This window comes from Naumannella cuiyingiana, from assembly GCF_013408305.1.
In the GTDB taxonomy this organism is placed as follows: domain Bacteria; phylum Actinomycetota; class Actinomycetes; order Propionibacteriales; family Propionibacteriaceae; genus Naumannella; species Naumannella cuiyingiana.
The window spans coordinates 3,063,229-3,087,792 of record NZ_JACBZS010000001.1; the positions used below are offsets into that span (position 1 = coordinate 3,063,229).

Here is a 24,564-nt window from a genome sequence, read left to right on the forward strand (position 1 = left end):
GCCGATGCCTCCCCGATGTCGCTGCAGCCCTGCACGCATGCGAGCAGGACGTGGTGCCGGCTTGGACCGCTGTCGTGCATCGTCCGAAGACGGACGGACCCGGTGTCCCGGTGCCCGTGGATGCGTACCGATGTCAAGGGCATTGCCGTTGGCGTGTGGGGGTGCATACTTCTGCCTTGCTGTCAGTGCCGGTTTCGGGACATGTGGTGCGGCAATCTGTGAGCGGGATCAGTGATGGCCACGGTTCCCGGATCCAGGCCGGTGGGTGCGCGCGCCGATGACGACCCCGCCGGCAATGGCGAGAAGGCCTGCGGCTGGGTAGCCGAGCAGCAGGTCCTGCCAGCCCATGGCCAGTGGGATCGGTCGCCATCCCAGGTGCGCGAGCCAGTGCGTGATGCCCATCACCACCGCTAGCACGACGAGGATCCACCCGACGACGCGGCGCGGAGTCCACACGCGCAGTTGGCGGTTCATCTCGCGTTGGCGTTGCTTTCGACGACGTTCTTCGGGAGTGCTGTTGCTGCCTGGTTGCTTCATCAGATCACCGTCACGAATCCGCTGATGGATTGTCGGAGCGCACCGATCACGTTGGTCCACAGGCCGGTGGCCATCAGCAGGCCGACTATGATCATGGAGATACCGCCGATGCGCATGATCAACTGCTGCCGGTTCCGCAGGGCGCGGGCGGCCGTGCTGATCTTGTTGAACGCGATCGCCGCGGCGATGAACGGGATGCCGAGTCCGAGCGTGTAGGCGATGGCCAGCCACGCCCCTTTGGCTGCGGTCGCCTGACTCATCGCCATGGTCAACACGACCCCGAGGGTCGGCCCGATGCACGGCGTCCAGCCCAGCCCGAACACGAAGCCGATCAGCGGGGCCGCGAGAAGCCCGAAGCGAGGCAGCCAACTGAGTCGCAGGTCGCGCTGGGCGAAGCGGAGGAGGCCAGTGAAGGCCAGTCCGAGCCCGATCATGATCACGCCCATGACGCGGGTGAGCGGGTCCTGCCAGGTGATGAACCTGCTGCCCAGCAGCCCGGCCAGTGACGCGCTCGCAACGAAGACCACGCCGAACCCGGCGACGAACAGGCTGCTGCCCATCAAGGTCCGTCCCAGACGCATCCGTGAGCCGCCGGCGACGAGGTCGGCGGCAGACATGCCAGTGGCGTAGGAGATGTAGCCAGGCAACAGCGGGATGACGCAGGGGGAGAAGAACGACACCAAACCGGCGAGGAAGGCGACCGGGAGGGCCACCGGCATCGACCCGCTCACCGACTGTGTCGCCCATGCGGCCAGTTGATCAAGCATTGCCGCTCACCTGCCGTCGGCGGTGTCGTTGACCAATTGGATCAGGGTGTCGCGATCGACAGGGCCCGTGATTCGGGCCGCGCTGCGCTGTTGCTCGTCGATCACCAACGTTGTCGGGATGGCGGTGGTCGACAGTTGCCCGGAGAACTTGACCAGCTGCTGCCCCTCGGGGTCGAAAATGCTCGGATACGGCATCTTGACGGCACGGCTGAACGCCCGCGCGGCATCGCGCTGGTCCCTGATGTTGAGACCGACGAAGCGGGCGACCTCGTCCGTGCTGCGGCTGGCAGCGGCCAGGTCGGGTGCCTCCTTGCGGCAGGGGCCGCACCAAGAGGCCCAGACATTGATCACCACGACCCTGCCCGGATGCCTCGTGGTCGCGGTCCCCGATCCCATGACCTTGGGCCCTTCAGCAACGGCGGTTCGTTGCCGGTCGGACGGCTTGAACAGAACCAGTCCCGGATCGGGGACTGCTCCGCGACTGGTGCCACCAGTCGGGGATGCACCGGCACCAGTGCTGCAGGCCGAAGTAACGAGAAGAAGAGCGGCCGAGGCGGCCGCGACAACGACACGCCGGGCCTTTACCGGGCCGGGCTTGACGAGATGAAGCATTTGGGATCTCCGAATACGGGCACACCGATGCCGAACACCGAACGCGAGCGGGTTCGCGCGAACAGGGGGCAGCCGACGGTGCGCCAGCTGAACGTGGCGATGCACGCAGGGAACAGCGCGGGCGTCTCGCCGCGACATGGGCGGTAGAGGGTCGCGCTATGGAAGTCAACCGCAGCGGGAGAGGCTGTGCCTCCCCTTCATCGATCAGGTCAGACTGATCCCGAACATGAGTGGAGATCGAGCCGCTGGCATGTAGCGCACGGAGGAGACCTGCGGGACCTGGGTCGCCATCCGCGGCAGGATGCGGATCACCGATGTGCCGGGTCGACGGAGCCTCCAGCTCACCAGGACTACCATCAGGGCGATCATGCATGCCGCGGCGAGAAGTGGGCAGCTGCCGTCGCCGGGTCCGTGGTCGGAGCCGGAGGACGGCGTCATCGAGAAACCGCCGCTCACCTGGGCTGCGGGAACAGGCGGCGACACGGACGCCACCCCCACGGTCTGCCAGCCGTGATCAACCGCTTGGCCTTCCTCGGTCAGGACTTGCCGATGCACCGCCGGGCTGACAGCTTCGACATGCGGCGTCGCCGACTTCTGGCCGGATTGAACGGTGACTGCCGCCCCGAACACGATTGCGACGGCAGCGACGAGGACGACGATCCAGCCCAGGAATCGGCTGGATGTCAGGCTCGGGCGCACGCGCACAGGCACACCGTACCTCAGATGGAGACTAATCAGTCGCGCTGCGGCGAGGCCGAGCTAAACGCAAGCTGAGTGTAGGAGCAGCGGCAGGGTGTCCATCGGGACGTGCCCGGGAGAAGAAGGCCACCGGCAGCGCCACGGGCATGTCCCCGCTCACCGCCGGGGCTCCAGCCTCCGTTCGATTCCAGCACCTCCCTTGCCCGTCCGGCACTCATCGGGGCGTCGGCTATTTGCCGTTGGCGGTGTCGGTGATGAGCGCGACGAGGGTGTCGCGGTCGACCGGGCCGGTGATCCGGGCTGCGCTGCGCCGGTCGCGGTCGATCACCAGGGTGGTCGGGATCGCTGTGGTCGACAGCTGGCCGGAGAACCTGACGAGCTGCTTGCCCTCGGGGTCGAAGATGCTCGGGTAGGGGGTCTTGAAGGCGCGGGTGAAGGCCTGCGCGGCTTCGCGGTCGTCGCGGATGTTGAGGCCGACGAACCGGGCCGTCTTGGCCGTGTCACGGCTCGCGGCGGCGAGGTCGGGAGCCTCCTTGCGGCAGGGCCCGCACCAGGACGCCCACACGTTGACCACGACCACCTTGCCGGGATGGTCGGTGGTCACGTTCTCGCCGGTCATGACGTCCGGCCCTCCGGCGGTCGAGGCGGGCTTGCGCTGGCCGGGTTGATAGAGCTGCACACCGGAGGCCGGCCCGGCGGAGCCGCCGTCCTTCGACGGCGAGGCGGAGTCGATGGACTTCGTGCAGCCCGCGGCCAGCGTCACGCTCAGCACGACGGCGGCCAGCGCAACGGTCCGGGCCGCGGTCTGTGGTCCTCTCGCTGGCATCGTCTACTCGCCCTGCTCGAAGGCGTAGCTGGCCGCCGGGTCGTCGGTGGCGTCTCGCGGCCCGTAGACCAGTGAGATCTGCCGGTGGGCGGTGAGCTGGATCGTGGCGGGGTCTCCCTGGAATCGCTTCCCGTCGACGTAGGCGCGCAGGCTGTCGGTGTTGCTGTTGTCCAGTCCGCCGATGCCTTCGGCGTCGAGGCGGACCTGCCACTCGGTGAAGACCTGGCCGAGGGTGTAGCGGCCGTCGGCGGTGGGGGCCTCGACGTGCAGCACGCCGCGTTCGTCGTGGGTGTGGAGCTCCGACATCTGGCCGCTAGCGGGGTCGACGCCGATGTTGGCCGGCACGGCGATGGGCTGCCCGTTGACGCTGATGTCGAGGTGGGAGTGGAAGTGGGCCGCCGTTCCCTCCATCGGGCCGACTCGGAGGCCGGCGGCCTTCGCCGCGTCAGAGGTGTTGGCGGGCAGCGACCATGGCGGCAGGTCCCGACGCCCCGCGGCGGCGGCCGACCCGCCGGAGGGGTCGCCGGATCCTCCGCCTTGGAGGCTGGCGATGACCACCGCTCCGGCGGCGACGGCCAGCACCACGACGGCGATCGCGGCACCCGTGATCAGCCGTCGAGTCCGGCGGGCCTTGGCCTCCTGGAGCTGCATCTGCCGCAGCCGGTCCCGCGCGGACCGGCTGCTGGCCGTACGCCCGCCGGTCGAGCGCTGCGATGGCAACGATTTCGAAGACTTAGTGGATGATTTCTGGTTCTTGGTCATGGGTCTCTCAGCTGGGATGGTCGACGGCCACCGGGGAAGACGTGCCCGACGTCGCCGAGGATGCATGGACCGCTCAACTCCAGCCGGTGGGGTCGTCGCGAGTTGTCAAAGGAGTCGTCAGAGAATGGACTCCGGGGCGTCGCGAGCGTCGCGGGTCGGCACACCCGCCCACAGGTTCCGTGGTTACTTGCCGGGTCCGTGGTTACTTGCCGGTTCTCCGGCTGGGAACGGCCACGGCTGCATGTCTGCTGCCCCGAAACGGGCGCGGATGGACCTGCGACCGGCTCAGGTGCGACTGATCGACAGCTCGGCGAGGCTCAGCGGAGGGCGAGCCCAGCAGCGGAGGACCAACGATTCAATGAGAGTGCGCCGTGCTGGGCGCGGAAGCGACCAGCCGCCTCCGCGGGCTGCCGGCCGCAGGCTTCCGATCCCGACCAGCAGCACCAGCAGGATCAGGCAGCCCGCTGCGACGCAGTCCATCGGCCCCGGGGACGGGCTCGCCGGCGAGCCGCAGTCCGCGCCGCAGCCCGACGCCATGCCCATCCCGGAGGACACGGTCCCCATGGACAGGGGGTCGGCGGCCGCGGCCGCCTGCTGGTCACCGACGTTCTTGGTCGAGAACTGGCCGTGGACCACAATGGGAGCGCTGTTCGCCGGGGAATGACCGGTCGCCATCTCGGCAGCGCCCGCACCGGCGGCGACGGTGCCCAGTGACGCAGACATCGAGAAATGGTCAGCGGCGCGAGCCGGCGGCTGCAGCATCAGCAGAGCTGCGACGGTGAGGACCGCGAGCACCGGCGAGAAGCGGCGCGCGATGCTCAGGAAACGCTGCACTGCCTTCCCGCCTTCCGCTCGATTCGGTGGCCCCAGAGTGCCGCGGAGCACGCCGCGGCCCCGGACAAGTATTCGGCAAACACCGGCGACATGCCAATCCGACCCGGGAGCTGACCGCCAGACCCCGCTCTGGCCGAGGCCAGTGCGACTGCTGCGAGCACGGCTCCCGCTGCCAGGCCAGCCGGTGCGAGGCCGACGACGCGGCCCGCACCCGCCGGTCGAAAGGCCCCGTGCACAGTCGGGTCGCCGAAGAGAATGCCCTCGGGCGTCAGTGCTGGTCCTCGGGTCCCAGCCCGGCGACGAGGTTGAACGCGCCGGTGAGGATGTTGAGCGCGACGACGCCGACGACGTCGGCGATCGCGCGGTCGCTGTAGCCGAACGCGCGGAGCTCGGCGATCTGCTCGTCGGTGACGGAGGTCGGTTCCCGATAGACCTGCAGCCCGAGCCGGATGATCGCCGAGATGGCGGGATCGCTCGACGTGCCCTGGTGGGCGAGGCTGATCTCCTCCTCGGCGACGCCCAGGGAGCGGGCGGCCGCGACGTGGGCGTCGAGGCACAGGCCGCAGCCCTGCTGCGCCTGCACGGCGATGGAGATCAGCTCGCTGATCCTCCGGTCGAGCTTGGCGCGGCGCATGGCCCGGCTCAGCTGCAGGTAGCCGCCGAGGACGGCCGGGGAGTGGGCCATCGTGGAGACCATGTCGCCCACGGTGCCGTGGCGCTCGACGAGCTCGCCGAGCAGGTCCCGGGACGAGCCGACGGCGGTCTCGGCGGTCAGCGGGTCGAAACGGGGCATGGGTCCCTCTCCTTGGTGTGCGCGGGTGCGCTGCTCGTCGAGCCTCAGGACCGGACGAGCCGGTTGATCGCGTCGGTGGCTTCCTGGATCTTGGCGATGGCCGCGCCGTCGTCGCCGAGCTTGGCGGCGTCGAGGACGCAGTGCTTGAGGTGGTCGTCGAGCAATCCGGTCGCGACGCCCTGCAGAGCTCGGGTGAGCGCCGAGACCTGGGTGAGGATGTCGATGCAGTACTTCTCCTCGTCGATCATCTTGGCGATGCCGCGGGCCTGGCCCTCGATGCGCTTCATGCGCGCCAGGTAGCGGTCCTTGTCGCTGATGTAGCCGTGCTGGTGTGCACCGGCGTCGGCCCCGGTGGCGGGGCTGACGGTGCCGATGCCGTCTGTGGTGGTGTCGAGTGTCATGGGCGTGTCCTTCACTTCTGGCGCTCCAGGACGGAGCGGGTGCTGGCTTCGGGGGTGAGGTCGATGCGCCGCAGCAGCTGGGCGTTGAGGGCGACGACGACGGTGGACAGCGACATCAGGATCGCCCCGACCGACATCGGCAGCACGAATCCGACAGGTGCGAGGACGCCGGCTGCCAGCGGCACGGAGACGAGGTTGTAGCCGGCGGCCCACCACAGGTTCTGCTTCATCTTCCGGTAGGCGGCCTTCGACAGCTGGATGACCGAGAGCACCGAGCGCGGGTCGGAGCTGGCCAGGATGACCCCGGCCGAGGCGATGGCGACGTCGGTGCCCGCGCCGATAGCGATGCCGACGTCGGCCTGGGCCAGCGCCGGGGCGTCGTTGACGCCGTCGCCGACCATGGCCACCTTCTTGCCCTCGTGCTGCAGCTGGGCGACCTTCGCCGACTTGTCCTCGGGACGGACGCCGGAGAAGACGCGGTCGATGCCGAGTTCCCGTCCGACCTCGTTCGCCACGGCCTCGGCGTCGCCGGTGATCATGACGACCTCGACGCCGAGCCGGTGCAGGGCGTCGACGGCGTCGCGGGACTCCGGACGGACCTCGTCGGCCAACTTCAGCCCGCCGACCACCTGCCCGTCGCGCAGGACGTGCAGGATGATCGCGCCCTCGCCGCGCCAGGCGTCGGCCGCGTCGATCTCGGACTGTCCGGTCTCCTCGAGCAGCCGGGGCCCGCCGACGCGGACCTCGTGGCCGGCCACGGTCGCGGTGACGCCTACGGCGGGCGAGGAAGTGAAGCCGCTGCCGGGCTCGAACGCGAGGCTGCGGTCCTTGGCGGCGGCGACGATGGCCCGGGCGAGCGGGTGCTCGCTGTCGGCCTCGGCCGAGGCTGCCAGGGCGAGCACCTGGTCGGCGTCCAGGTCTCCGGTCGGCTCGACGCCGGTGACGGTGGGCTCGCCCCTGGTCAGGGTGCCGGTCTTGTCGAACAGCACGGCGTCGACCTGACGCATGGACTCCAGCGCCAGCCGGTCCTTGACCAGGACGCCGCCGCGGGCGGCGCGCTCGGTGGCGATGGAGACGACCAGCGGGATCGCCAGGCCGAGGGCGTGGGGGCAGGCGATCACGAGGACGGTGATGGTGCGCACGACCGCGTCGTCGGGGGACCCGGCCAGCGTCCAGACGGTCGCGGTGATCAGAGCCGCTCCGAGGGCGAACCAGAACAGCCACGCGGCGGCGCGGTCGGCGATGCGCTGGGCACGGGAAGACGAGCTCTGCGCCTCGGCGACGAGCCGGTTGATGCCGGCCAGGGCCGTGTCGTCCCCGGTGGCCGTGATCTCCACCCGCAGGCCGGAGTCGGTGGCCACCGTGCCGGCGATGACCGGGTCGCCCTCGCCGCGGGCGACCGGCCGGGACTCGCCGGTGATCATCGACTCGTCCATGTCGGCGCGGCCGTCGACGACGGTGCCGTCGGCGGGGATGCTGCCGCCGGGGCGGACGATGACGACGTCCCCGACGCGCAGCTCGGCCGGCGCGACCTTCACGACGTCGTCGCCCTCGACGCGCTCGGCCTCGTCGGGCAGGAGCGCGGCCAGGGAGTCCAGCGCGGAGGTGGTCTGGGCCAGGGAGCGCATCTCGATCCAGTGCCCCAGCAGCATGATCACGATCAGCAGCGCCAGCTCCCACCAGAACTCCAGCTCGTGGTCGACCAGCCCGAGGGTGGCGGCCCAGGACGCGAAGAACGCCACGGTGATCGCCAGCGCGATCAGCAGCATCATCCCCGGCTTGCGGCTCCTCAGCTCGCTCCAGGCACCGGTGAGAAACGGCTTGCCGCCCCAGGCGTACATGACGGTGCCCAGCACCGCTGCGACCCAGCCCGACCAGCCGGGCACCGAGTAGCCCAGCAGCATCGCGAACATCGGCGAGAGCGCCACCACCGGAGCGGCGATGACGAGGTTGATCCAGAACAGCCGCCGGAACTGGCCCACGTGGTCGCCGTGGCCTCCATGACCGCCATGGCCGGCGCGGTCTCCCTTCTCGTCGTGCGCGGCGTGGTCGCCGTGCTGCCCCTGATGCGTGGCGTGGCCCTCGTGCCCGGCGTGCGGGTCATCCCCATGGCCGGGCACGGTGGTCGCGACAGCGTGTCCCCTGTCGGCGGCTGCGTCTGCGGCGTCGCCGTGGTGGTGCTGGTGCGCGTTCGGATCTGTCATTGCTGCTTCCCTTGTCCGGGCACTGCTCTGCGGTGGTGGCCGGCTCAGGCGGCCGGCTTGATCTCGCTCTCGACGACCCACTTGTGGTTGGTCATCTTCATGCCGCCCGCCTCGTAGTCGACCATGTAGACGGTCTCGTCAGTGGAGGAGGCGATGGTGGCCTTCGCGCCCTTCATCCCCTTCATGTGCTCGGCCTCCAGCGTGACCTCGGTGCCGTCGGCCAGCCGCTTGCTACCGGCGTCCTTGATCTCCTGCTGGACGACCCACTTGTGGTCCTTGACCGGCTCGCCGCCGGTGGTGGGGGCGAAGTCCACCGCGTAGGTGTAAGTGCTGTAGGCCCCGACGATGGTGGCCTTCGCGCCGTCCATGCCCATCATGTGGTCGGCGGTGAGGATCACCTTCGTGCCGACCGGGTACTTCGGGGCGGCGGCGGTCTTGATGCCCGCGGGCGCGGGCCCGCCGTCCATGGGGTGCTCCATCGACGAGTGGTCCATCCCGCCGTCGCTGCTGGCCGGGGTGCTGGCTGAGCTGCTGCCGTGGCCCTGATGGTCCTGGCCGGCGCTGGTGCATCCGGCGAGGGCCAGCGCTCCGCCGAGCACTCCCGCGGCCAGTGCTGCTGTCAGTCGCTTTCGCATGTGGACTCCGTATCCTCGTCTCGATCCTGGTCTTAGCAACCATATACCCCTATGGGGTATTCCATCAACGTGGTCATCGTGTTGTTGGCCGCGCCCCGGGCAGGAGAGCGCCGCTTGTGCTTGGATCGACGCATGGCGGGCGACACGAGCGGAAGTGAGCTGCCGGGCTGATGACAGCTGTCGATCATGAGGTTCTGGTCGTCGGTGGCGGCCAGGCCGGGCTGGCGGTGGGCTACCACCTGCTGCAGCGGGACGTGGACTTTCTCATCGTCGACGCCGGCCCGGCGATCGGCCACAGCTGGCGCTCGCGGTGGGACTCGCTGAAGCTCTTCACACCTGCTCAGTACGCGAACCTGCCGGGCCGGGCGTTCCCTGCACCGACCGACACCTACCCGGGGCGGGATCAGGTGGCCGACTACCTCGGCAGCTACGCCACCTGGCTGGAACCGCCCCTCCGCCTGAACACCCGCCTGACCCGGCTCGAAACCTCAGGCGACCACTTCCGAGCACGCACCGCTGCCGGTAGCACCATCACCGCGCGGCAGGTGGTCATCGCCACCGGGCCGTTCTCCCAGCCGTTCGTGCCACCCGTGGCGACCGGCCTGGCCGCGGTGGTCCAGGTCCACACGGCCGACTACCGCAACCCGACGCGGTTTCCTGATGGCGTCGTGCTCGTGGTCGGCGGCGGAAACTCCGGCTTTCAGATCGCTGCCGAACTGGCCTCTGCCGGTCGACGCGTCGTGCTGTCGGAGGGCCGGCAGAACGCCTGCGTGCCGCAGCGACCGTTGGGCCGGGACATCTTCTGGTGGCAGGATCGCCTCGGGCTGCTCCGGGTCGCGGCCAACAGCCCGCTGGGCAGGAAGATGCAGGCCAACGACGGCACCGTCATCGGCTCGTCCCGCCGCCAGTTGACACAGCGCGGCGTCTCCTTCCGGCCCCGGCTGGTCGGCGGTCAAGGTCGGCTCGTCGGGTTCAGCGACGGTTCGTCGTTGCAAGTTGACGCGGTCCTGTGGGCAACCGGTTTCGTGATCGACGACTCCTGGATCGGGATCGATGGCGTACTGGACGACTGGTCGCGGCTCCGACACGAGCGCGGTGTCGTGACCGGCGCTGCCGGCCTCTACACCGTCGGCCGACCGTGGCAGACCACAATCGGATCGGCCTTGCTGGGATTCGTCCAACACGACGCTCGAACCATCGCCCAGCAGATCACGACAACCTTGCCGGGCCACAGCTAGAAGGCCATCTCCAACGCCGTCACGCAGGACCGTGTATGACCGACCAGGTCCGGGCGCACACGCGGTGAACCGATGGCCCGGTGCTCGCGCGCCCGTCTGGGCCCCGTGACTTGCGCCGCTCAGCGCAAGGCTTGATGGACCGCGGCCCACGCCGGTCTCGCCGCCGCTGATCACGGCCGGATCATCGTGCGCGGACCGGGACGATGCTGCGGAACCCGCGCAGGCGGAGGCTGTTGCCGACGACGAAGACGCTGGAGAAGGCCATCGCCGCGCCTGCGAGCATCGGGTTGAGCATGCCCAGGGCCGCGACCGGGATGGCCGCGACGTTGTAGGCGAAGGCCCAGAACAGGTTGGCCTTGATCGTGCCCAGCGTCCTGCGGGAAAGCCGGATCGCGTCGACCGCGGCGCGCAGGTCGCCGCGCACGAGGGTGATGTCGGAGGCCTCGATGGCGACGTCGGTGCCGGTGCCCATGGCCAGGCCGAGGTCGGCCTGCGCCAGCGCCGGGGCGTCGTTGACGCCGTCGCCGACCATCGCCACCACCTTCCCTTGGCCCTGGAGGCGGGCGACGACGTCGACCTTGTCCTTGGGCAGGACTTCGGCGATGACCTGGTCGATGCCGACCTCGGCGGCGATCCGCTTGGCCACGGCCTCGTTGTCTCCTGTGAGCAGCACCGGGGTCAGGCCCAGGCCCTTAAGGCCCTGGATCGCCTCGGCGCTGGTCGGCTTGACCGTGTCGGCCACGACGAGGATCCCGCGGGCCTGCCCGTCCCAGCCGGCGGCGACGACGGTCTTGCCCTCGGCCTCGGCTGCGGCCTTGGCGGCGGCGACGTCGGGGGAGAGGTGCTGGGACCAGTCGGCTAGCAGGGACTCGCGGCCGACGAGCACGGCGTGGCCGTCGACGACGCCCTGCACGCCCTTGCCCGCGACGTTGGCGAAGTCCTCCGGCGTCGGGAGCTGCCCGACCTCCTGGACCGCGCCCTTGGCGATGGCCTGGGCGATTGGGTGCTCGGAGGCGTCCTCCAGCGCCCCGGCCAGGCGCAGCAGCTCGGCGCGGTCGGTGCCGGGCTCGGCGATCGCCTCGACGAGCGTCATCTTGCCGGTGGTGACGGTGCCGGTCTTGTCCAGCACCACGGTGTCGACCTTGCGGGTGGACTCCAGCACCTCGGGGCCCTTGATCAGGATTCCCAGCTGCGCGCCGCGGCCGGTGCCGACCAGCAGGGCGGTGGGGGTTGCCAGGCCGAGGGCGCAGGGGCAGGCGATGACCAGGACCGCGACCGCGGCGGTTAACGCGGCCGAGACGCCGGCCCCGGAGATCAGCCATGCCGCGAGGGCGACGAGCGCGATGGCGATGACGATCGGGACGAACACGCCCGAGATCCTGTCGGCCAGCCGCTGGACGGCGGCCTTGCCGGACTGGGCGTCCTCGACGAGCTTGGCCATCTGCGCCAGCTGGGTGTCCGAGCCGACGCGGGTCGCCCGGACGACCAGGCGGCCGCCGGCGTTCACGGTGGCCCCTGTGACCGGGTCGCCTTCGCCGACCTCGACGGGCACGGACTCGCCGGTGAGCATGGAGGCGTCCACCGCGGAGGTGCCGGAGACGACGGTGCCGTCGGTGGCGATCTTCTCGCCCGGGCGGACGACGAAGTCGTCGCCCGCGGCCAGCTCGGAGGTCGGGATCTTGACCTCGGCCCCGTCGCGCAGCACCGAGACCTCCTTCGCTCCGAGGTCGAGCAGCGCGCGCAGCGCCGCGCCGGCCTGGCGCTTGGAGCGCTTCTCGAAATAGCGGCCGGCGAGGATGAACATCGTCACCCCGGCGGCCGCCTCGAGGTAGATGTTGCCCGCGCCGTCGGAGCGGGCCAGGGCGAACTCGAACGGGTGCTTCATGCCGGGCATGCCGGCGTGGCCGAGGAACAGCGCGTAGAGCGACCACAGGAACGCCGCCGAGGTGCCCATCGAGACGAGCGTGTCCATCGTCGCGGTGCCGTGCTTGAGGTTGGTCCACGCCGCCTTGTGGAACGGCCAGCCCGCCCAGACGATCACCGGCGCGGCCAGGGTCAGCGAGGCCCACTGCCAGTAGGTGAACTGCAGGGCCGGGATCATCGACATCGCGATCACCGGGACGGTGAGCACGATCGACCCGATCAGCCGCTGCCTGAGCGAGGTCAGCTCCGGGTCGGCCTCCTCGCTCTCGCCGTCAGCCGACTCGGCGGTCGTCGAGCTCGGGGGCTTGGGCAGGGCCGCGGTGTAGCCGGTCTTCTCGACCTCGGCGACCAGCAGCGCGGGGTCGTAGTCCGCGGGCACGGTGACCTTGGCCTTCTCAGTGGCGTAGTTGACCGACGCGGTGACGCCGTCGAGCTTGTTGAGCTTGCGCTCGATCCGGTTCGCGCACGAGGCGCAGGTCATCCCGCCGATCTCCAGCTCGATGCCGGCGTCCGCGCTGAGCGGCGCTGGTGCAGTCATCCTCTGCCGTCCTTTCTCTCCTCCGGGCTCTGCGGCGTCCGGCTCGTGCGCAGGGCAGTCATACCCCGTGCGATCAGTGGTGCGCGCTCAGCCCCCGTCGCCATCGGAGTCGACGGGAAGCGTGAGCCGCGCTGGTGGTGGTGTCGTCAGGCGCGCACGGCCGTGTAGCCGGCCTCCTCGACAGCGGCTAGGACCTTCGCGTCGTCGATATCGCCGGAGCCGGACACGACGAGCTTGCCGGTCTGCGCGCTGACCTCGACGTCCTCGACGCCGGGGACCCCGCTGACCTCCTCGCGGACCGACATCTCGCAGTGCCCGCAGGTCATGCCCGTCACCTGGTACTCGTTCGCAGCCATCGATTGCCTCCTCAGTAGAGATACCCCCGGTGGGTACCGCGTACGAGTAACCGTATACCCCTGCTGGGTATTCTCGCAAGGCGGGGCGTGCGCCTCGTCGACGGATCCTCCGTTGGAGACGGGATACGCCACCGGGGTATGCTGTGCAGCGTGGAGACCGCGACCGCCGAACCCCGCTGCAGCCGGCACCGGCTGCAGCTCTTCGTCCTCGCGGCCCTGCTGATCGCCGGCCTCCTCGGCATGCACTCGCTGGTCAGCGGTGCCGGGGCCACGGCCATGAGCGCCCCCATGGCCTCGATGAAGCATTCCGCCCCGGCGACGCCAGCTCTGACCGCCGAGGCGGCCGTCCCCTCGTCGTCGACGTCCGGATCGCACGGCATGGTCCACGGCTCCGGCGGCTGCGCGGGTGCCATGAGCAGCGGCTCAGGCTCCACCTGCGTCCCTGGGCCCACCGGCAAGAGCATCCCCGTCCTTCCGGCCCCGCTCGCCGCGACCCTGCCCGAGCTCGGCCCCGCGCCCGAGCCGGTGCTGTTGCTCCAGACGCCCCGAAGGCTGGCCCTGTCGCACCTGGAACTGTCGATCTATCGAACGTGAGCAGCGGGGAGCGCCCTCATCGGCGCTCCTGCCCATCGGGGGCAGGCCAATGACCCTGCCCTGCATCTGCGACGGCATCGCGCCCAGATGGCGCTGACCCCTCTCCCGAGGGCCCTCGAGCCTGCGCATCCGATCAACCGTGGTCGTCGAGCGCGTCGAGGCCGATGCCCGTGGCACCGCTCACCATCGACACAGAAGGACATCGTTCAACCATGCACACCGACCTGAACCGCCGCCAGTTCCTCGCCGGCGCACTGGCCCTCACCGCCGCAGGCCTCGCCGGCTGCACCTCCACCAGCAAGCCCACCTCGTTCGTCGGGCCCGACAGCGCCGCCGTCGCGAAGGCCGAATCCAAGCGCCGCCGCACCGGCGCGACCGTGCAGCGCGCCCTGACCGCCGAACCGGCCACCGTGGACCTGGCCGGGAAAGAGGCGAAGACCTGGGCCTTCACCGGAGCGTCGGCGACCAAGCCGATCCGCGGCAACGTCGGCGACACCCTCAAGGTCGCCCTCACCAACAAGCTGCCCGACCCGACTACCGTGCACTGGCACGGGCTCGCGCTGCGCAACGACATGGACGGGGTGCCGAACCTCACCCAGAAGCCGGTCGAGCCAGGCGGGACGTTCTCCTACCAGTTCGCGCTCCCGCAGGCCGGGACCTACTGGTTCCACCCGCACGTGGGCACCCAGCTCGACCGCGGCCTGTACGCGCCGCTGATCATCGACGACCCCAACGAGAAGGCCGACTACGACCAGGAATGGATCATCGTCCTCGACGACTGGCTCGACGGCGTCACCGCGACACCCGACCAGGTGATGAAGGAACTCGGCAGGGGCATGATGGACCACGGCGGCATGGACATGGGGCCGATGCGGATGGGCAACACCCTGATGGGGGCGACCTCGCCGCTGCTCGGCGGCGACGCCGGCGACGTCTACTACCCGCTCTACCTGATCAACGGCAGGCCAGCGGCCGACCCCGAAACCTTCACCGCGAAGCCGGGCCAGAAGATCAGACTGCGGATCATCAACGCCGGCGGCGACACCGCCTTCCGGTTCGGCGTCGCCGAGCACCCGCTCACCATCACCCACACCGACGGCTACCCGGTCAAGCCGCACGAGGCCGAGAGCGTCGTGCTCGGCATGGGCGAGCGCTACGACGCCGTCATCACCGTCGGCGACGGCGCGTTCGCCGTCATGGCCGAAGCCCTCGGGAAGCAGGACCAGGCCGTCGCCGTCCTGCGCACCGGATCCGGCAGCGCCCCGGCCAAGGGCGCGAAGCTCCCGCAGACGAAAGCTCCCGCCACCGCGGCCGACCTCAAGGCGACCGGCGCGGTCGCCCTGCCCAAGCGCGCCGTGGACCGCACACTCGTCCTCGAGCTGACCGGGGCCATGGAGAAGTACGACTGGGCGATCAACGGCAAGCGCATGGACATGGAGCAGCCCATGCGCGACGCCCTCGGCATCGTCGACGGGGAGCGCGTCGCGCTGGAGTTCAAGAACAGCACCAAGATGTGGCATCCCATGCACCTGCACGGCCACACCTACCAGCACGCCGGCGGCGGGCCCCGCAAGGACACCTCCATCGTCCTGCCCGGCAAGACCCTCCGCGTCGAGTTCGACGCCGACAACCCCGGCCGCTGGCTCACGCACTGCCACAACGTCTACCACGGCGAGGCCGGGATGATGGCCGCTGTCGCCTACCAGCAGGGTTGACCTGTCGGACGAGCTCGGCGGCCAAGGGGCCCGGCGTTAAACGGGCCAAAGCGCAAACGGGTCGTTGTTGGCCGCTGCAGGTTCCCGCGCACACCCAATTGGTTGAGGTTCTTGGCCATCGAGCGATCAAGCGGCGTCCTCTGGTCATACAGGGGATTCACGGAGAGGATCCCGGCGGCGTGAGGCGCTTTCAGACCAGAAGGGGCAAAGCGTTGGATCAGCAGGGTCGTCGTGCGCCGGAGAACGGCATGCATCTAATCTTGGAGTGCTCGACCGATTTGCCCGGCCGCGGCGTGTGGATCATGACTCCGTTGCCGACGTCGCTGGGTGCGGTGGCGTTGCAGAAGAAGACGATGTCGCCAGCTTGGAAAGTCGGATATGGCGACGGGTGAGCCGTCGCGGGATTGGGGCTGCGATGTTCGGCTGATCTGGACGCCGGCGGCTTCCCAGGCTGTCTGGGTGATGCCGGAGCAGTCATATGAACCGGGGTCGGTCGCTCCGAATTCGTAGGGTTTTCCGAGCTGGGACTTGGCGAAGGCGACTGCCGTTCGCGCCCTTGCTGGAAGCCGGTGAACTCGGAAGCGCTGGTCGAGTTAGGGGTGGTGCTGGTCGAGTCGGTCCCCGCTGCGCTGGAGCCGGGGCCGGCGGCTTCACTGCGTTGCCGGTGATCGCCCGTGTCCCAGGGTGGCGGGCTGGGCTGCATCATCTGGCGGTGTGACCAGCAGCCGGCCGAGCACCACCGCCTCCACAACGGTGAGGGCTACCACGCCGGCCCAGAGTTCAACGGTCCATGCCACCCCGACACTCAGATGCAGTCCCAGTAGCTGTGCCGGCCATACGAACAGCGGTACTGCCGCAACCCATCCCTGGTGTTCGGGCCGCCGAGTCCGTGCGGCGGACACGGCGATGTCGGCGACGGCAGCACCCAGCACGGCTGCAATCGCCGCCACGATGTTCTGCCAGTTCTGCAACGCGGCCCCCGGGATGGCCGCAAGCGCAACGAGCATGGTGATCGCCCCGGTCGGGAGTCGCCGGCCGTTGCTGGCCATCAACAGCGGAACGGTGAGCAATGCCGTTGTCAACAAATAGGATGCCAGCCCCAGTGACGTCGGCATTTCGCCGGCCTCATGACCCGGAGCGCCTTCGGGGATCGTGGTCATCGGAATCCGGGCCAACGGTGTGACGAAAACCGAGGTGTAGCTGAGGAAGAAGCCGGCGATCCCGGCGACAACGGCGTAGGAGATCACCGCCGGCCAGGACACGAGCGAACCGCTGCGCCGCGTGAGGCGGTCAGCACGAACTGGGCCGGAGACGAGGAGACCCGCGCCCACCAGGAGCAGAAGATGCGTCGGGGAGACCAGCGCATCGATGCCGGTCTCGATGCCCAGCAACGTGTGCCACAGCATGTCTCCCACGCCACCCAGCAGAAACACTCCGACACCGATCGCGGAGAGACCGTAGCCAGGTGGGAAAGCCATCCGTGCACGAAGCGGCCATGACTGGGATGCGGATTCGTGGGGACGTGCTCGCCACTGCTTCCACCCCAGTCGCGCCGTCCACAGGGCAAGTGCGGCGAAGCCGGAGTAGAGAACGGCATGCCAGGGCGTAAAGAAGGTCTCCATGCCAGGCACGTTCAGATGAGCCCAGCCGTCGGTGTACAGAGCGCCCATCAGCCACAGTCCGAATGCGGCGGCGATCAGATCTTCCCGGGTAGTCGATGCTGCCCACCGTCGAGGGTCTCGGGTCAGCTTGGGAGTTGCCGCTGTCGTATCCATGGATCTCAGCTCCTTCGGCGGGACGATTTCATCGAACCATACCCCCCTAGGGTATAAGTTGCAAGGGTTCTGTGCGATCGTGCTGGGTCGAGTCGTGTGGGTCGCGGATCGCTCGCCGACGAGGGGGCAGGGGGCTCTGACGCCGAGCCGCGTACGACACGATGCGGGTGCCAGCCGGCGGCTCGACACTGCTCTCGTCCGGGATGGCGACGCACGAGGTCATGAGTGCCGATCCTCAGGTCTGCCACGCCATCCAGTCGCCACAGACTCGTCCAGAAACCTCAGATACCGCAGGCGGTGTCGACGGCGCAGCGTGGTCCTCGGCTGCCGGCTTCTCCCTTGGAAGGGAGCCGATGTACGTTGAGATACAGAAGTCATTGATTGGAACCGGCGTGGAGCCCGCTACGGGCACTCGCCAGCCGGCCGAAACCAGCCTTTGGCAAGGAGAAACGCTTCCATTTTCACTTCGCGTAGATCAATGTCACAAACGTGTGGAGTGGGGTTATTTCGAGCGCTCCCTGCAGGCCTACGGCCGCGAGGGCCTGCCCTGCGGGCGCTGTGGTACGCCGATGCGCCGGGAGCCGTTCATGAACCGCTCGTCGTATCGGTGCCCGCGCTGCCAGCGCGCACCGGCGCAATCCCCGCCGCGGGCGTGATCACTTTGTGGTCACTCCCGGGCGCCCGGATGACCACAGATCGCACATTATCGCCGCGCCCTAGCGGCGCCGGCGACCGATCGTCGCCAGGCCGACGCCGATCACGGTCAGCGCCATCCCGAGCACCTGCGCGGCGTCGGGCCGCTCGCCGAGGGCGAGGGTGCCGAGGGCGATGGCCGCGACGGGCTGCAGCAGCATCACCGCGCCGGCCCGCGACGGTGCCAGCCGGGCCGATCCGTAACTGATCGCGACGAAGGACAGCACCTGCCCGCCGATGGCGAGCGCGACCAGCCAGACCCAGCCGCCGGCATCGACGGCACCGAGGTCGATGGTGAGCGCGCCGCCCGCCGGTGTCCGGGACGCCAGCCCCGACACCGCGGCGATCACCAGTGCGGCCGCGGTGGTGCCCACGGCGACGGGCGTGACGATCTGGCGCGGGTCCAGCACGGCGGCCTGCCGGTTGGTCAGCAGGTAGCCGGCATAACAGCCGCCGGCCAGCACCCCGAGGACGGCGCCGCGCAGTGGCGCGGGCGCGCCGGGATCGGCGCCGAGCAGGCCGCTGGTCAGGACCAGCCCGAGCAACATCACCGGCAGGGTCAACCAGAACCGGCGGGCGATCGGCATGTCGAGCAGCAGCAGCGCGAGTACCGGGAACACGACGACCTGGACGCCGATCAGCACGGTGGCGACCGCGGCCCCGGTGTCCAGCACGCTCTGGGTCCACATCAGGTAGTCGGCCGCCAGCAGCACCCCCGAGGCCGCCGCCAGCCCGAGGCCGCGGCGGTGCGGGAGCCCGTAGCGGCGCCATTCGCCGAGCGCCACCGGGGCGAGCAGCACGGCCGCGAGTGCGCAGCGGACGAAGGCCGCCGTGGGCGCGGTGGCCCCGGACAGCTTGATGAAGGTCGACGAGGCGCCCACCAGCAGGCAACCGCCGACCAGCACCAGCAGCGCGCGAGTGCCCTCGCCGGCCGGCGCCGTGTCGCCTCGCCTTCCGGCCTCGGTGCTCGCCGGGTTCGCAGATCGGGTCACGCGCCCATCATCGGCGTACCGAGCGCTAAGCTCAATCGAGAAATCCCGAGGCAATCTGCTTAGCAGGACTGAGGAATCGAGGAGCTCACGTGCAGAACTGGGACCGGCTGCGGGTGTTCGCGGCGGTCGCCGAGACGGGCTCGATCGGCGCCGCCGCCGACCTGCTGCACATCACCGGCTCGGCCGTCAGCCAGCAGGTACGCAACCTCGAGCGCGACGTCGGCGCGGCGCTCGTCGAGCCGGCCGGGCGCGGCATCCGGCTGACCGCCGCCGGCAGCGAGCTCGCCGCCTGCGGCCTGCACCTGCGCGAGCGGATCGAGCGCGCCGAGTCCGCCGTGGCCGCGATCCGCGACCGCGACGCGCTCGGCGGCCCGCTGCGGTTCGGGGTGGTGATGAGTGCCATCCGCACGATCGTCGGCCCCGCCCTCGGCCGGCTCACCGCACGCCACCCGGCGCTGCGCCCGAGCATCGTCGACGGCGAGGCGGTCGACGGCATCGAGCTGGTCCACACCCGCCGCCTCGACGCGGCGCTGGTGGAGTCCTGGCAGGACCGGGCGCCCCGCGGGCTGGCCGCGATGCGCGCCGAACGCATTCTCACCGAGCCGGTCGATCTTGCCCTGCCCGGCGCGGCCCCGCGCCGCCCGCACCGCCTGGCCGACGCGGCGGGCCTGGCGTGGACCTCCTGCCCGGCCGGCAGCGAGGCGTACCTCGCGCTGACCGACCTGCTGCGCGATGCGGGCCTGCCGGTCGACATCCGCTACGAGGTGCCCGCGTTCGGCGCCCAGCTCGAACTCGTCGCCGCCGGCCTGGCCGCCGCGCTGGTGCCGCGCCTGGCGCGGACCGAGTCCGTGCCGGTCAGCTACGTCGAGCTCACGCCCCGGGTCAGCCGCCACCTCTATCTGGTCACCCGTCGCGACGACGAGCGCCGCGTGCTGGCCGAGCTCGCCGCGCAGTTGCGCGCCGCCGGGGGCGAGGGCCTGGCGCGCGATCCCGACACCGAGGCCGAAGGATTGCCGAGCGAGCCCGCCGCGCGGCTAGTCTGACCCAATCGTGAAACGAGCCGCCCGCTATGTCTTCGTCCGCCACCGGCACAACTGGATCCAACTGATCCGGTTCGGCCTGGTCGGCGGCTCCGGCGTCGTCGTCAACAACATCATCTTCGTGCTGGCCAACAAGATCTGGTCGCACCCGAACGACGTGGTCTTCGCGATCCCGTTCACCGACTTCAACGTCCGCTGGCAACTGATCTACTCGACGCTTGCGTTCCTGATCGCCAACCTGTGGAACTTCATGCTGAACCGGCACTGGACGTTCAACAGTGCCAAACACGCGAGCTGGCTGCGGGAGTACTGGCCGTTCCTGCTGGTCGGCTTCGGCGCGCAACTGGTCACCATGCTGATCGAGACGCTGATGATCAACCCGACCTCGCCGCTGTACCTGCCGGGGCCGCCGTTCACCGAGGGCAGCACCGGGCTGACGAACCGTTACTACTGGGCCCACCTGATCGCGATCCTGATCACCGTGCCGATCACCTTCGTGCTGAACAAGCTGTGGACCTTCTCTGCCGTCCGCGGGCGCAAGCGCCACGACGAGCACGCGCCGCCGGTGCCGATGGTGGCCCCGGTCGTCGCGCCCGAGGTGGAGGACGAGGCCGAGGAGGCGTTGGCCGAGCAGGCCGCCGCGCACCCGGATCGGCGCCACTCCGAGCCGGTCGGTGCGCACCACGACGACGAGAGTTCGCGGAGGTAGTCGATGTATCTGAAGAGCCTCGTGCTGCGCGGTTTCAAGTCGTTCGCGTCGGCGACGACGCTGCACTTCGAGCCGGGCATCACCTGCGTGGTCGGGCCGAACGGCTCGGGCAAGTCGAACGTGGTCGACGCGTTGAGCTGGGTGATGGGCGAGCAGGGCGCGAAGTCGTTGCGCGGCGGGAAGATGGAGGACGTGATCTTCGCCGGCACGTCCGGCCGGGCGCCGCTGGGGCGGGCCGAGGTGGAGCTGACCATCGACAACGCCGACGGGGCGCTGCCGATCGACTACACCGAGGTCACGATCAAGCGGACGATGTTTCGCAACGGTGGGTCGGACTACCAGATCAATGGCGAGAACGCCCGGCTGCTCGACGTCCAGGAGTTGTTGTCGGATTCGGGCATCGGCCGCGAGATGCACGTGATCGTCGGCCAGGGGCAGCTCGACTCCATCCTGCAGGCCACCCCGGAGGGCCGGCGTGGCTTCGTGGAGGAGGCGGCGGGCGTACTCAAACACCGCAAGCGCCGGGAGAAGGCGGCCCGCAAGCTCGAGTCGACCGAGGGCAACCTGAACCGGCTGAACGACCTGCTGGCCGAGGTACGCCGCCAGCTCAAGCCGCTCGGCCGGCAGGCCGAGGTCGCCCGGAAGGCGGCCGTCATCCAGGCCGAGGCCCGCGACGCGCGGGCGCGGCTGCTCGCCGATGACCTGGTACAGGCGCGGCTGGCGCTGGCCTCCGAGCTTGCCGACGAGGCAGCCGCGCGGGAGCAGCGGGTACGCCTGGACGCGGCACTGGAGGAGGCCCGCGGGGACGAGGCGGAGGCGGAGGAGCAGCTGCGGCTGGGCCGGCCGCGGTTGGCCGCGGCGCAGGAGAGCTGGTACGAGCTGTCGGCCCTGGGCGAGCGCGTCGCGAGCACGATCTCCATCGCCCGCGAGCGGGTCCGGCATGCCGAGGCGGCGACCGCGGAGGGCGAGGAGCGCGGGGGCCGCGATCCCGAAGAGCTGGACGCCGAGGCCGAGGCCGTCGGCGCGCAGGAGGCCCAGTTGCGCGGCGAGGTGGAGGCCGCCGACGCCGCGCTCGCCGAGGCGACCCGGCTGCGGGTCGCCGGCGAGGCCGCCCACGCGGAGGAGGAGAAGCGGTACGCCGGGCTGGTCCGGGCCGCCGCCGACCGGCGCGAGGGACTGGCGCGGCTGCACGGCCAGGTGAGCTCGCTGACCAGCCGGCTGGAGGCCGCCGATGCCGAGCTCGGGCGACTCGGCGAGGCGCGGGCGGAGGCCCTGGCCCGGGTCGAGCAGGCCAATGCCGACTTCACCGCGGTCGAGTCCGGGGTGGCGAAGATGACCGCGGGCGAGGAGGGGCTGGACGCCGAGCACGAGCAGGCGGCCGCCGAGCTGGAGCGGATCGAGACCGAGCTTGCCGAACTCGCCGGAGCGGAGCAGGCGGCGAGTTCGGACCGGGCCGCGGCGCAGGCGCGCGTGGAGGCCCTGCGGCTGGGGCTGGACCGCAAGGACGCGACCGGCGCGCTGCTCGCGGCGGGCGAGCGGCTGGACGGCGTGCTCGGCTCCGTGGCGACCCTGGTCGGCATCGAGGCGGGCTACGAGACCGCGGTCTCCGCCGCGCTCGGCGCCGCCGCGGATGCGGTCGCGGTCGGCAGCGTCGACGCCGCGGTCGGTGCCTTCCGGCACCTGAAGGACGAGGATCTCGGCCGGGCCGGGATGCTGCTCGGCTCCGCGGAGACGATGGACCGCGCGGGCTGGCCGGAGCTGCCCGACGGGGTTCGCTATGCCGCGGACGTGCTGGTCGCCTCCGATGGCCTGGCCCCCTCGGTCGGGCGCCTGTTGCACAAGGTCGCCGTCGTGGCCGATCTGGCCGCTGCGCGCGAGCTCGTCCAGGCGTACCCCGATCTGACGGCGGTGACGCGCGAGGGCGACATCTTGTCCGCGTGGTACGCCGCCGGCGGCTCCCAGGCCAAGCAGTCACTGATCGAGGTGCAGGCCGCAGTGGACGACGCCGAGGCGGCGCTGGCGCGCGCGGGCCACGCGATGGAGCGGGCACGGTTCGCCCGCGCCGAGCTGGGCAATCGGCGCGCGGACGCCGCGGCCCGGGTGGAGGCGGTGCTGGAGCGGCTGCACGCCTCCGATGCGGAGATGTCGGCCGTCGCGGAGCAGCTCGGCCGGCTCGGGGCCACGGCCCGCTCGGCGCAGGCCGAGGCCGACCGGGCGGAGAAGTCGATCGCCGAGGCCGAGCAGGCCAGGGACCGCAACCGGGCGGGCCTCGCCGAGCTCACCGAGCGGCTGGAGCTGGCCTCGGCCGAGGTCGAGGAGGGTGCCGAGCCGGACCCGGCCGAGCGTGACCGGCTCGGCGAGCAGGCCCGCACGGCCCGGTCGGCGGAGATGGACGCGCGGTTGGCGCTGCGGACGCTGGAGGAGCGGGCCAGGGCGCTGGCCGGCCGCGCCGACTCGCTGCGCAAGGCGGCCGAACACGAACGCGCGAGCCGGGAGCGGGCAGCGCAGCGCCGCCGCCAACTGCTCGCCGACGCCGAGGTCGCCCGCGCCGTCGAGCAGGCGTGCCGCTGGCTGGCCGAGCGGATCGCGACGGCCCGCGAGGCGGCGGCGGTCGAGCGTACCGAGGCGGAGCGGGTACGCGCGCAGGCCGATGAGGTGCTGGCGAGCGCCCGGGGGCGCTCGCGCGAGCTGGCCGGGGAGCTGGAGAAGCTGGTCGATGCGGTGCATCGCGACGAGCTGGCGCGCGCGCAGCAGCGGATGAAGGTCGAGGCGCTGGAGGAGAAGGCGCTGACGGAGCTGGGCATCGAGGGCGAGGCGCTGACCGAGGACTATGGGCCGGAGCGGGCCGTGCCGGTGCTGACCCGCGAGGACGGCTCGGCGCTCACCGAGGACGACGAGCAGCCCGAGCCGGTGCCCTACGTCCGCGACGAGCAGGCCCGGCGGCTGAAGAAGGCCGAGAAGGCCCTCGGCGTGCTGGGCCGGGTGAATCCGCTGGCGCTGGAGGAGTACGACGCGATGCAGGAGCGGCACGCGTTCCTCGCCGAGCAGCTCGACGATCTCAAGCGCACCCGGGCCGACCTGGCGGGCATCATCGAGGACGTCGACGCGCGCGTGCAGCAGGTCTTCGCCGAGGCGTACGCCGACGTCGAGGCGGCCTTCGCCCGGGTCTTCGCCCGGCTCTTCCCCGGTGGCGAGGGGCGGCTGGTACTGACCGACCCGAACGACATGTTGATCACCGGCATCGATGTCGAGGCCCGGCCACCGGGCAAGAAGGTGAAGCGGCTGTCGCTGCTCTCGGGCGGCGAGCGGTCGCTGGTCGCCGTGGCGTTCCTGGTGGCGTTGTTCATCGCCCGGCCGAGCCCGTTCTACATCCTCGACGAGGTCGAGGCGGCGCTGGACGACACCAACCTGGGCCGGCTGCTGGAGATCTATGAGGAACTGCGCGACAACTCCCAGTTGCTGGTGATCACCCACCAGAAGCGGACGATGGAGATCGCCGACGCGCTGTACGGGGTGTCGATGCGCGGCGACGGCGTCTCCGCGGTGATCAGCCAGCGGCTCGGGGCTCGCGCCTCGGCCTGAACTGTCGACCCGCCCGGCGCGGCTGGTTGCCATCGACCGCGGTCTGGGCTATTGACACACCCGTCACACGTGTCACACTGGTCACGGCAGTCGGGCTGGCTGCCGACCTTCCCCACTCCAGCTCAAGGGATTCGCCATGGATCTGATCGACATGACCGTGCTCTTCGTCTTCCTCAGCGCGCTCGTCGCCACGGGCGTGATCGCGCTCGTCGTGATCGGCATGCAGGGCCGCTACCGCGAGCGGCACCCGGGCGCGGCCGACCTGCTCGCGCGCACCGCTCGGGCGCTGAACGGCGACGCGACCCCGCCGCGCAGCTTCCAGCGCCTGCTGCACTGACC

22 protein-coding genes and 2 pseudogenes are annotated in these 24,564 nt (G+C 70.5%); 8 read left to right on the forward strand and 16 right to left on the reverse strand.

Going from position 1 to position 24,564, the window contains the following annotated elements; all coding sequences use genetic code 11:
- Positions 1–228: 228 nt before the first annotated feature.
- The 11 genes from GGQ54_RS14350 to GGQ54_RS14400 all read right to left on the reverse strand — a co-directional run bounded on the left by GGQ54_RS14350 (position 229) and on the right by GGQ54_RS14400 (position 9,070).
- Complete coding sequence (locus GGQ54_RS14350; protein ID WP_051191550.1) at positions 229–537, reverse strand: hypothetical protein; 309 nt, start codon at positions 535–537, stop codon at positions 229–231.
- Entirely contained in the window at positions 537–1,304 is a 768-nt protein-coding gene (locus tag GGQ54_RS14355; protein WP_029144362.1) for a cytochrome c biogenesis CcdA family protein, read from the reverse strand. The genes GGQ54_RS14350 and GGQ54_RS14355 overlap by 1 nt, the downstream gene beginning before the upstream one ends.
- 6 nt (positions 1,305–1,310) lie before the next feature.
- Positions 1,311–1,916 (reverse strand): TlpA family protein disulfide reductase, encoded by a 606-nt coding sequence (locus tag GGQ54_RS14360; RefSeq protein WP_029144361.1) that lies wholly within the window; start codon positions 1,914–1,916, stop codon positions 1,311–1,313.
- Between the two features lie 204 nt (positions 1,917–2,120).
- Positions 2,121–2,621, reverse strand: a complete 501-nt coding sequence (locus GGQ54_RS14365) for a hypothetical protein (RefSeq protein WP_029144360.1) — start codon at positions 2,619–2,621, stop codon at positions 2,121–2,123.
- 223 nt (positions 2,622–2,844) lie between these two features.
- A complete protein-coding gene (locus GGQ54_RS14370; protein WP_084515715.1) occupies positions 2,845–3,441 on the reverse strand; it encodes a TlpA family protein disulfide reductase in 597 nt (198 codons plus the stop codon).
- Between the two features lie 3 nt (positions 3,442–3,444).
- Positions 3,445–4,092, reverse strand: a complete 648-nt coding sequence (locus GGQ54_RS14375; RefSeq protein ID WP_051191545.1) for a hypothetical protein — start codon at positions 4,090–4,092, stop codon at positions 3,445–3,447.
- A 396-nt stretch (positions 4,093–4,488) separates the two neighbouring features.
- Positions 4,489–5,037 carry a hypothetical protein gene (locus GGQ54_RS14380; protein WP_029144358.1) on the reverse strand — a complete coding sequence of 183 codons (549 nt, stop codon included), beginning with the start codon at positions 5,035–5,037 and terminating at the stop codon, positions 4,489–4,491.
- 268 nt (positions 5,038–5,305) lie between these two features.
- Positions 5,306–5,830 carry a carboxymuconolactone decarboxylase family protein gene (locus tag GGQ54_RS14385; RefSeq protein ID WP_029144357.1) on the reverse strand — a complete coding sequence of 175 codons (525 nt, stop codon included), beginning with the start codon at positions 5,828–5,830 and terminating at the stop codon, positions 5,306–5,308.
- A gap of 44 nt (positions 5,831–5,874) precedes the next feature.
- On the reverse strand, positions 5,875–6,231 hold the full coding sequence (locus GGQ54_RS14390; RefSeq protein WP_094458783.1) for a metal-sensitive transcriptional regulator: 357 nt from the start codon (positions 6,229–6,231) through the stop codon (positions 5,875–5,877).
- 11 nt (positions 6,232–6,242) lie between these two features.
- Positions 6,243–8,435: a heavy metal translocating P-type ATPase gene (locus GGQ54_RS14395; RefSeq protein WP_084515714.1), complete on the reverse strand. Its 2,193-nt coding sequence runs from the start codon at positions 8,433–8,435 to the stop codon at positions 6,243–6,245.
- Between the two features lie 44 nt (positions 8,436–8,479).
- Positions 8,480–9,070 (reverse strand): YdhK family protein, encoded by a 591-nt coding sequence (locus tag GGQ54_RS14400; RefSeq protein WP_029144354.1) that lies wholly within the window; start codon positions 9,068–9,070, stop codon positions 8,480–8,482.
- Positions 9,071–9,240: 170 nt separating this feature from the next.
- Here GGQ54_RS14400 and GGQ54_RS14405 point away from each other — a divergent pair, with 170 nt between their 5' ends.
- Positions 9,241–10,308 (forward strand): flavin-containing monooxygenase, encoded by a 1,068-nt coding sequence (locus GGQ54_RS14405; RefSeq protein WP_029144353.1) that lies wholly within the window; start codon positions 9,241–9,243, stop codon positions 10,306–10,308.
- 181 nt (positions 10,309–10,489) lie between these two features.
- Here GGQ54_RS14405 and GGQ54_RS14410 read toward each other — a convergent pair whose 3' ends face one another.
- On the reverse strand, positions 10,490–12,769 hold the full coding sequence (locus tag GGQ54_RS14410) for a heavy metal translocating P-type ATPase (protein ID WP_029144352.1): 2,280 nt from the start codon (positions 12,767–12,769) through the stop codon (positions 10,490–10,492).
- 146 nt (positions 12,770–12,915) lie between these two features.
- Positions 12,916–13,125 carry a heavy-metal-associated domain-containing protein gene (locus tag GGQ54_RS14415; protein WP_029144351.1) on the reverse strand — a complete coding sequence of 70 codons (210 nt, stop codon included), beginning with the start codon at positions 13,123–13,125 and terminating at the stop codon, positions 12,916–12,918.
- A gap of 150 nt (positions 13,126–13,275) precedes the next feature.
- Here GGQ54_RS14415 and GGQ54_RS14420 point away from each other — a divergent pair, with 150 nt between their 5' ends.
- Entirely contained in the window at positions 13,276–13,719 is a 444-nt protein-coding gene (locus GGQ54_RS14420) for a hypothetical protein (protein WP_029144350.1), read from the forward strand.
- A gap of 212 nt (positions 13,720–13,931) precedes the next feature.
- Positions 13,932–15,434 carry a multicopper oxidase family protein gene (locus tag GGQ54_RS14425; RefSeq protein WP_029144349.1) on the forward strand — a complete coding sequence of 501 codons (1,503 nt, stop codon included), beginning with the start codon at positions 13,932–13,934 and terminating at the stop codon, positions 15,432–15,434.
- A 254-nt stretch (positions 15,435–15,688) separates the two neighbouring features.
- Here the strand turns inward: GGQ54_RS14425 and GGQ54_RS17775 are convergent.
- Positions 15,689–15,940 (reverse strand): annotated as a pseudogene (locus GGQ54_RS17775) (NlpC/P60 family protein); the annotation flags it as partial.
- A 144-nt stretch (positions 15,941–16,084) separates the two neighbouring features.
- Positions 16,085–17,209, reverse strand: coding sequence for a hypothetical protein (locus tag GGQ54_RS14435; protein WP_144009639.1), 1,125 nt, complete (start codon positions 17,207–17,209; stop codon positions 16,085–16,087).
- Positions 17,210–17,703: 494 nt separating this feature from the next.
- Between GGQ54_RS14435 and GGQ54_RS17165 the strand changes: the two are divergent.
- Positions 17,704–17,865: pseudogene (locus tag GGQ54_RS17165) on the forward strand (zinc finger domain-containing protein); the annotation flags it as partial.
- A 60-nt stretch (positions 17,866–17,925) separates the two neighbouring features.
- Here GGQ54_RS17165 and GGQ54_RS14445 read toward each other — a convergent pair.
- A complete protein-coding gene (locus tag GGQ54_RS14445) occupies positions 17,926–18,894 on the reverse strand; it encodes an EamA family transporter (protein WP_179445993.1) in 969 nt (322 codons plus the stop codon).
- 89 nt (positions 18,895–18,983) lie between these two features.
- Here GGQ54_RS14445 and GGQ54_RS14450 point away from each other — a divergent pair, with 89 nt between their 5' ends.
- The 4 genes from GGQ54_RS14450 (at position 18,984) to GGQ54_RS14465 (ending at position 24,562) form a co-directional block, all read left to right on the forward strand.
- Positions 18,984–19,937, forward strand: a complete 954-nt coding sequence (locus GGQ54_RS14450; RefSeq protein WP_179445994.1) for a LysR substrate-binding domain-containing protein — start codon at positions 18,984–18,986, stop codon at positions 19,935–19,937.
- Between the two features lie 7 nt (positions 19,938–19,944).
- Positions 19,945–20,643 (forward strand): GtrA family protein, encoded by a 699-nt coding sequence (locus GGQ54_RS14455; RefSeq protein ID WP_179445995.1) that lies wholly within the window; start codon positions 19,945–19,947, stop codon positions 20,641–20,643.
- A gap of 3 nt (positions 20,644–20,646) precedes the next feature.
- Positions 20,647–24,225 (forward strand): chromosome segregation protein SMC, encoded by a 3,579-nt coding sequence (smc, locus tag GGQ54_RS14460; RefSeq protein WP_179445996.1) that lies wholly within the window; start codon positions 20,647–20,649, stop codon positions 24,223–24,225.
- A gap of 136 nt (positions 24,226–24,361) precedes the next feature.
- A complete protein-coding gene (locus GGQ54_RS14465; RefSeq protein ID WP_179445997.1) occupies positions 24,362–24,562 on the forward strand; it encodes a hypothetical protein in 201 nt (66 codons plus the stop codon).
- Positions 24,563–24,564 lie beyond the last annotated feature (2 nt).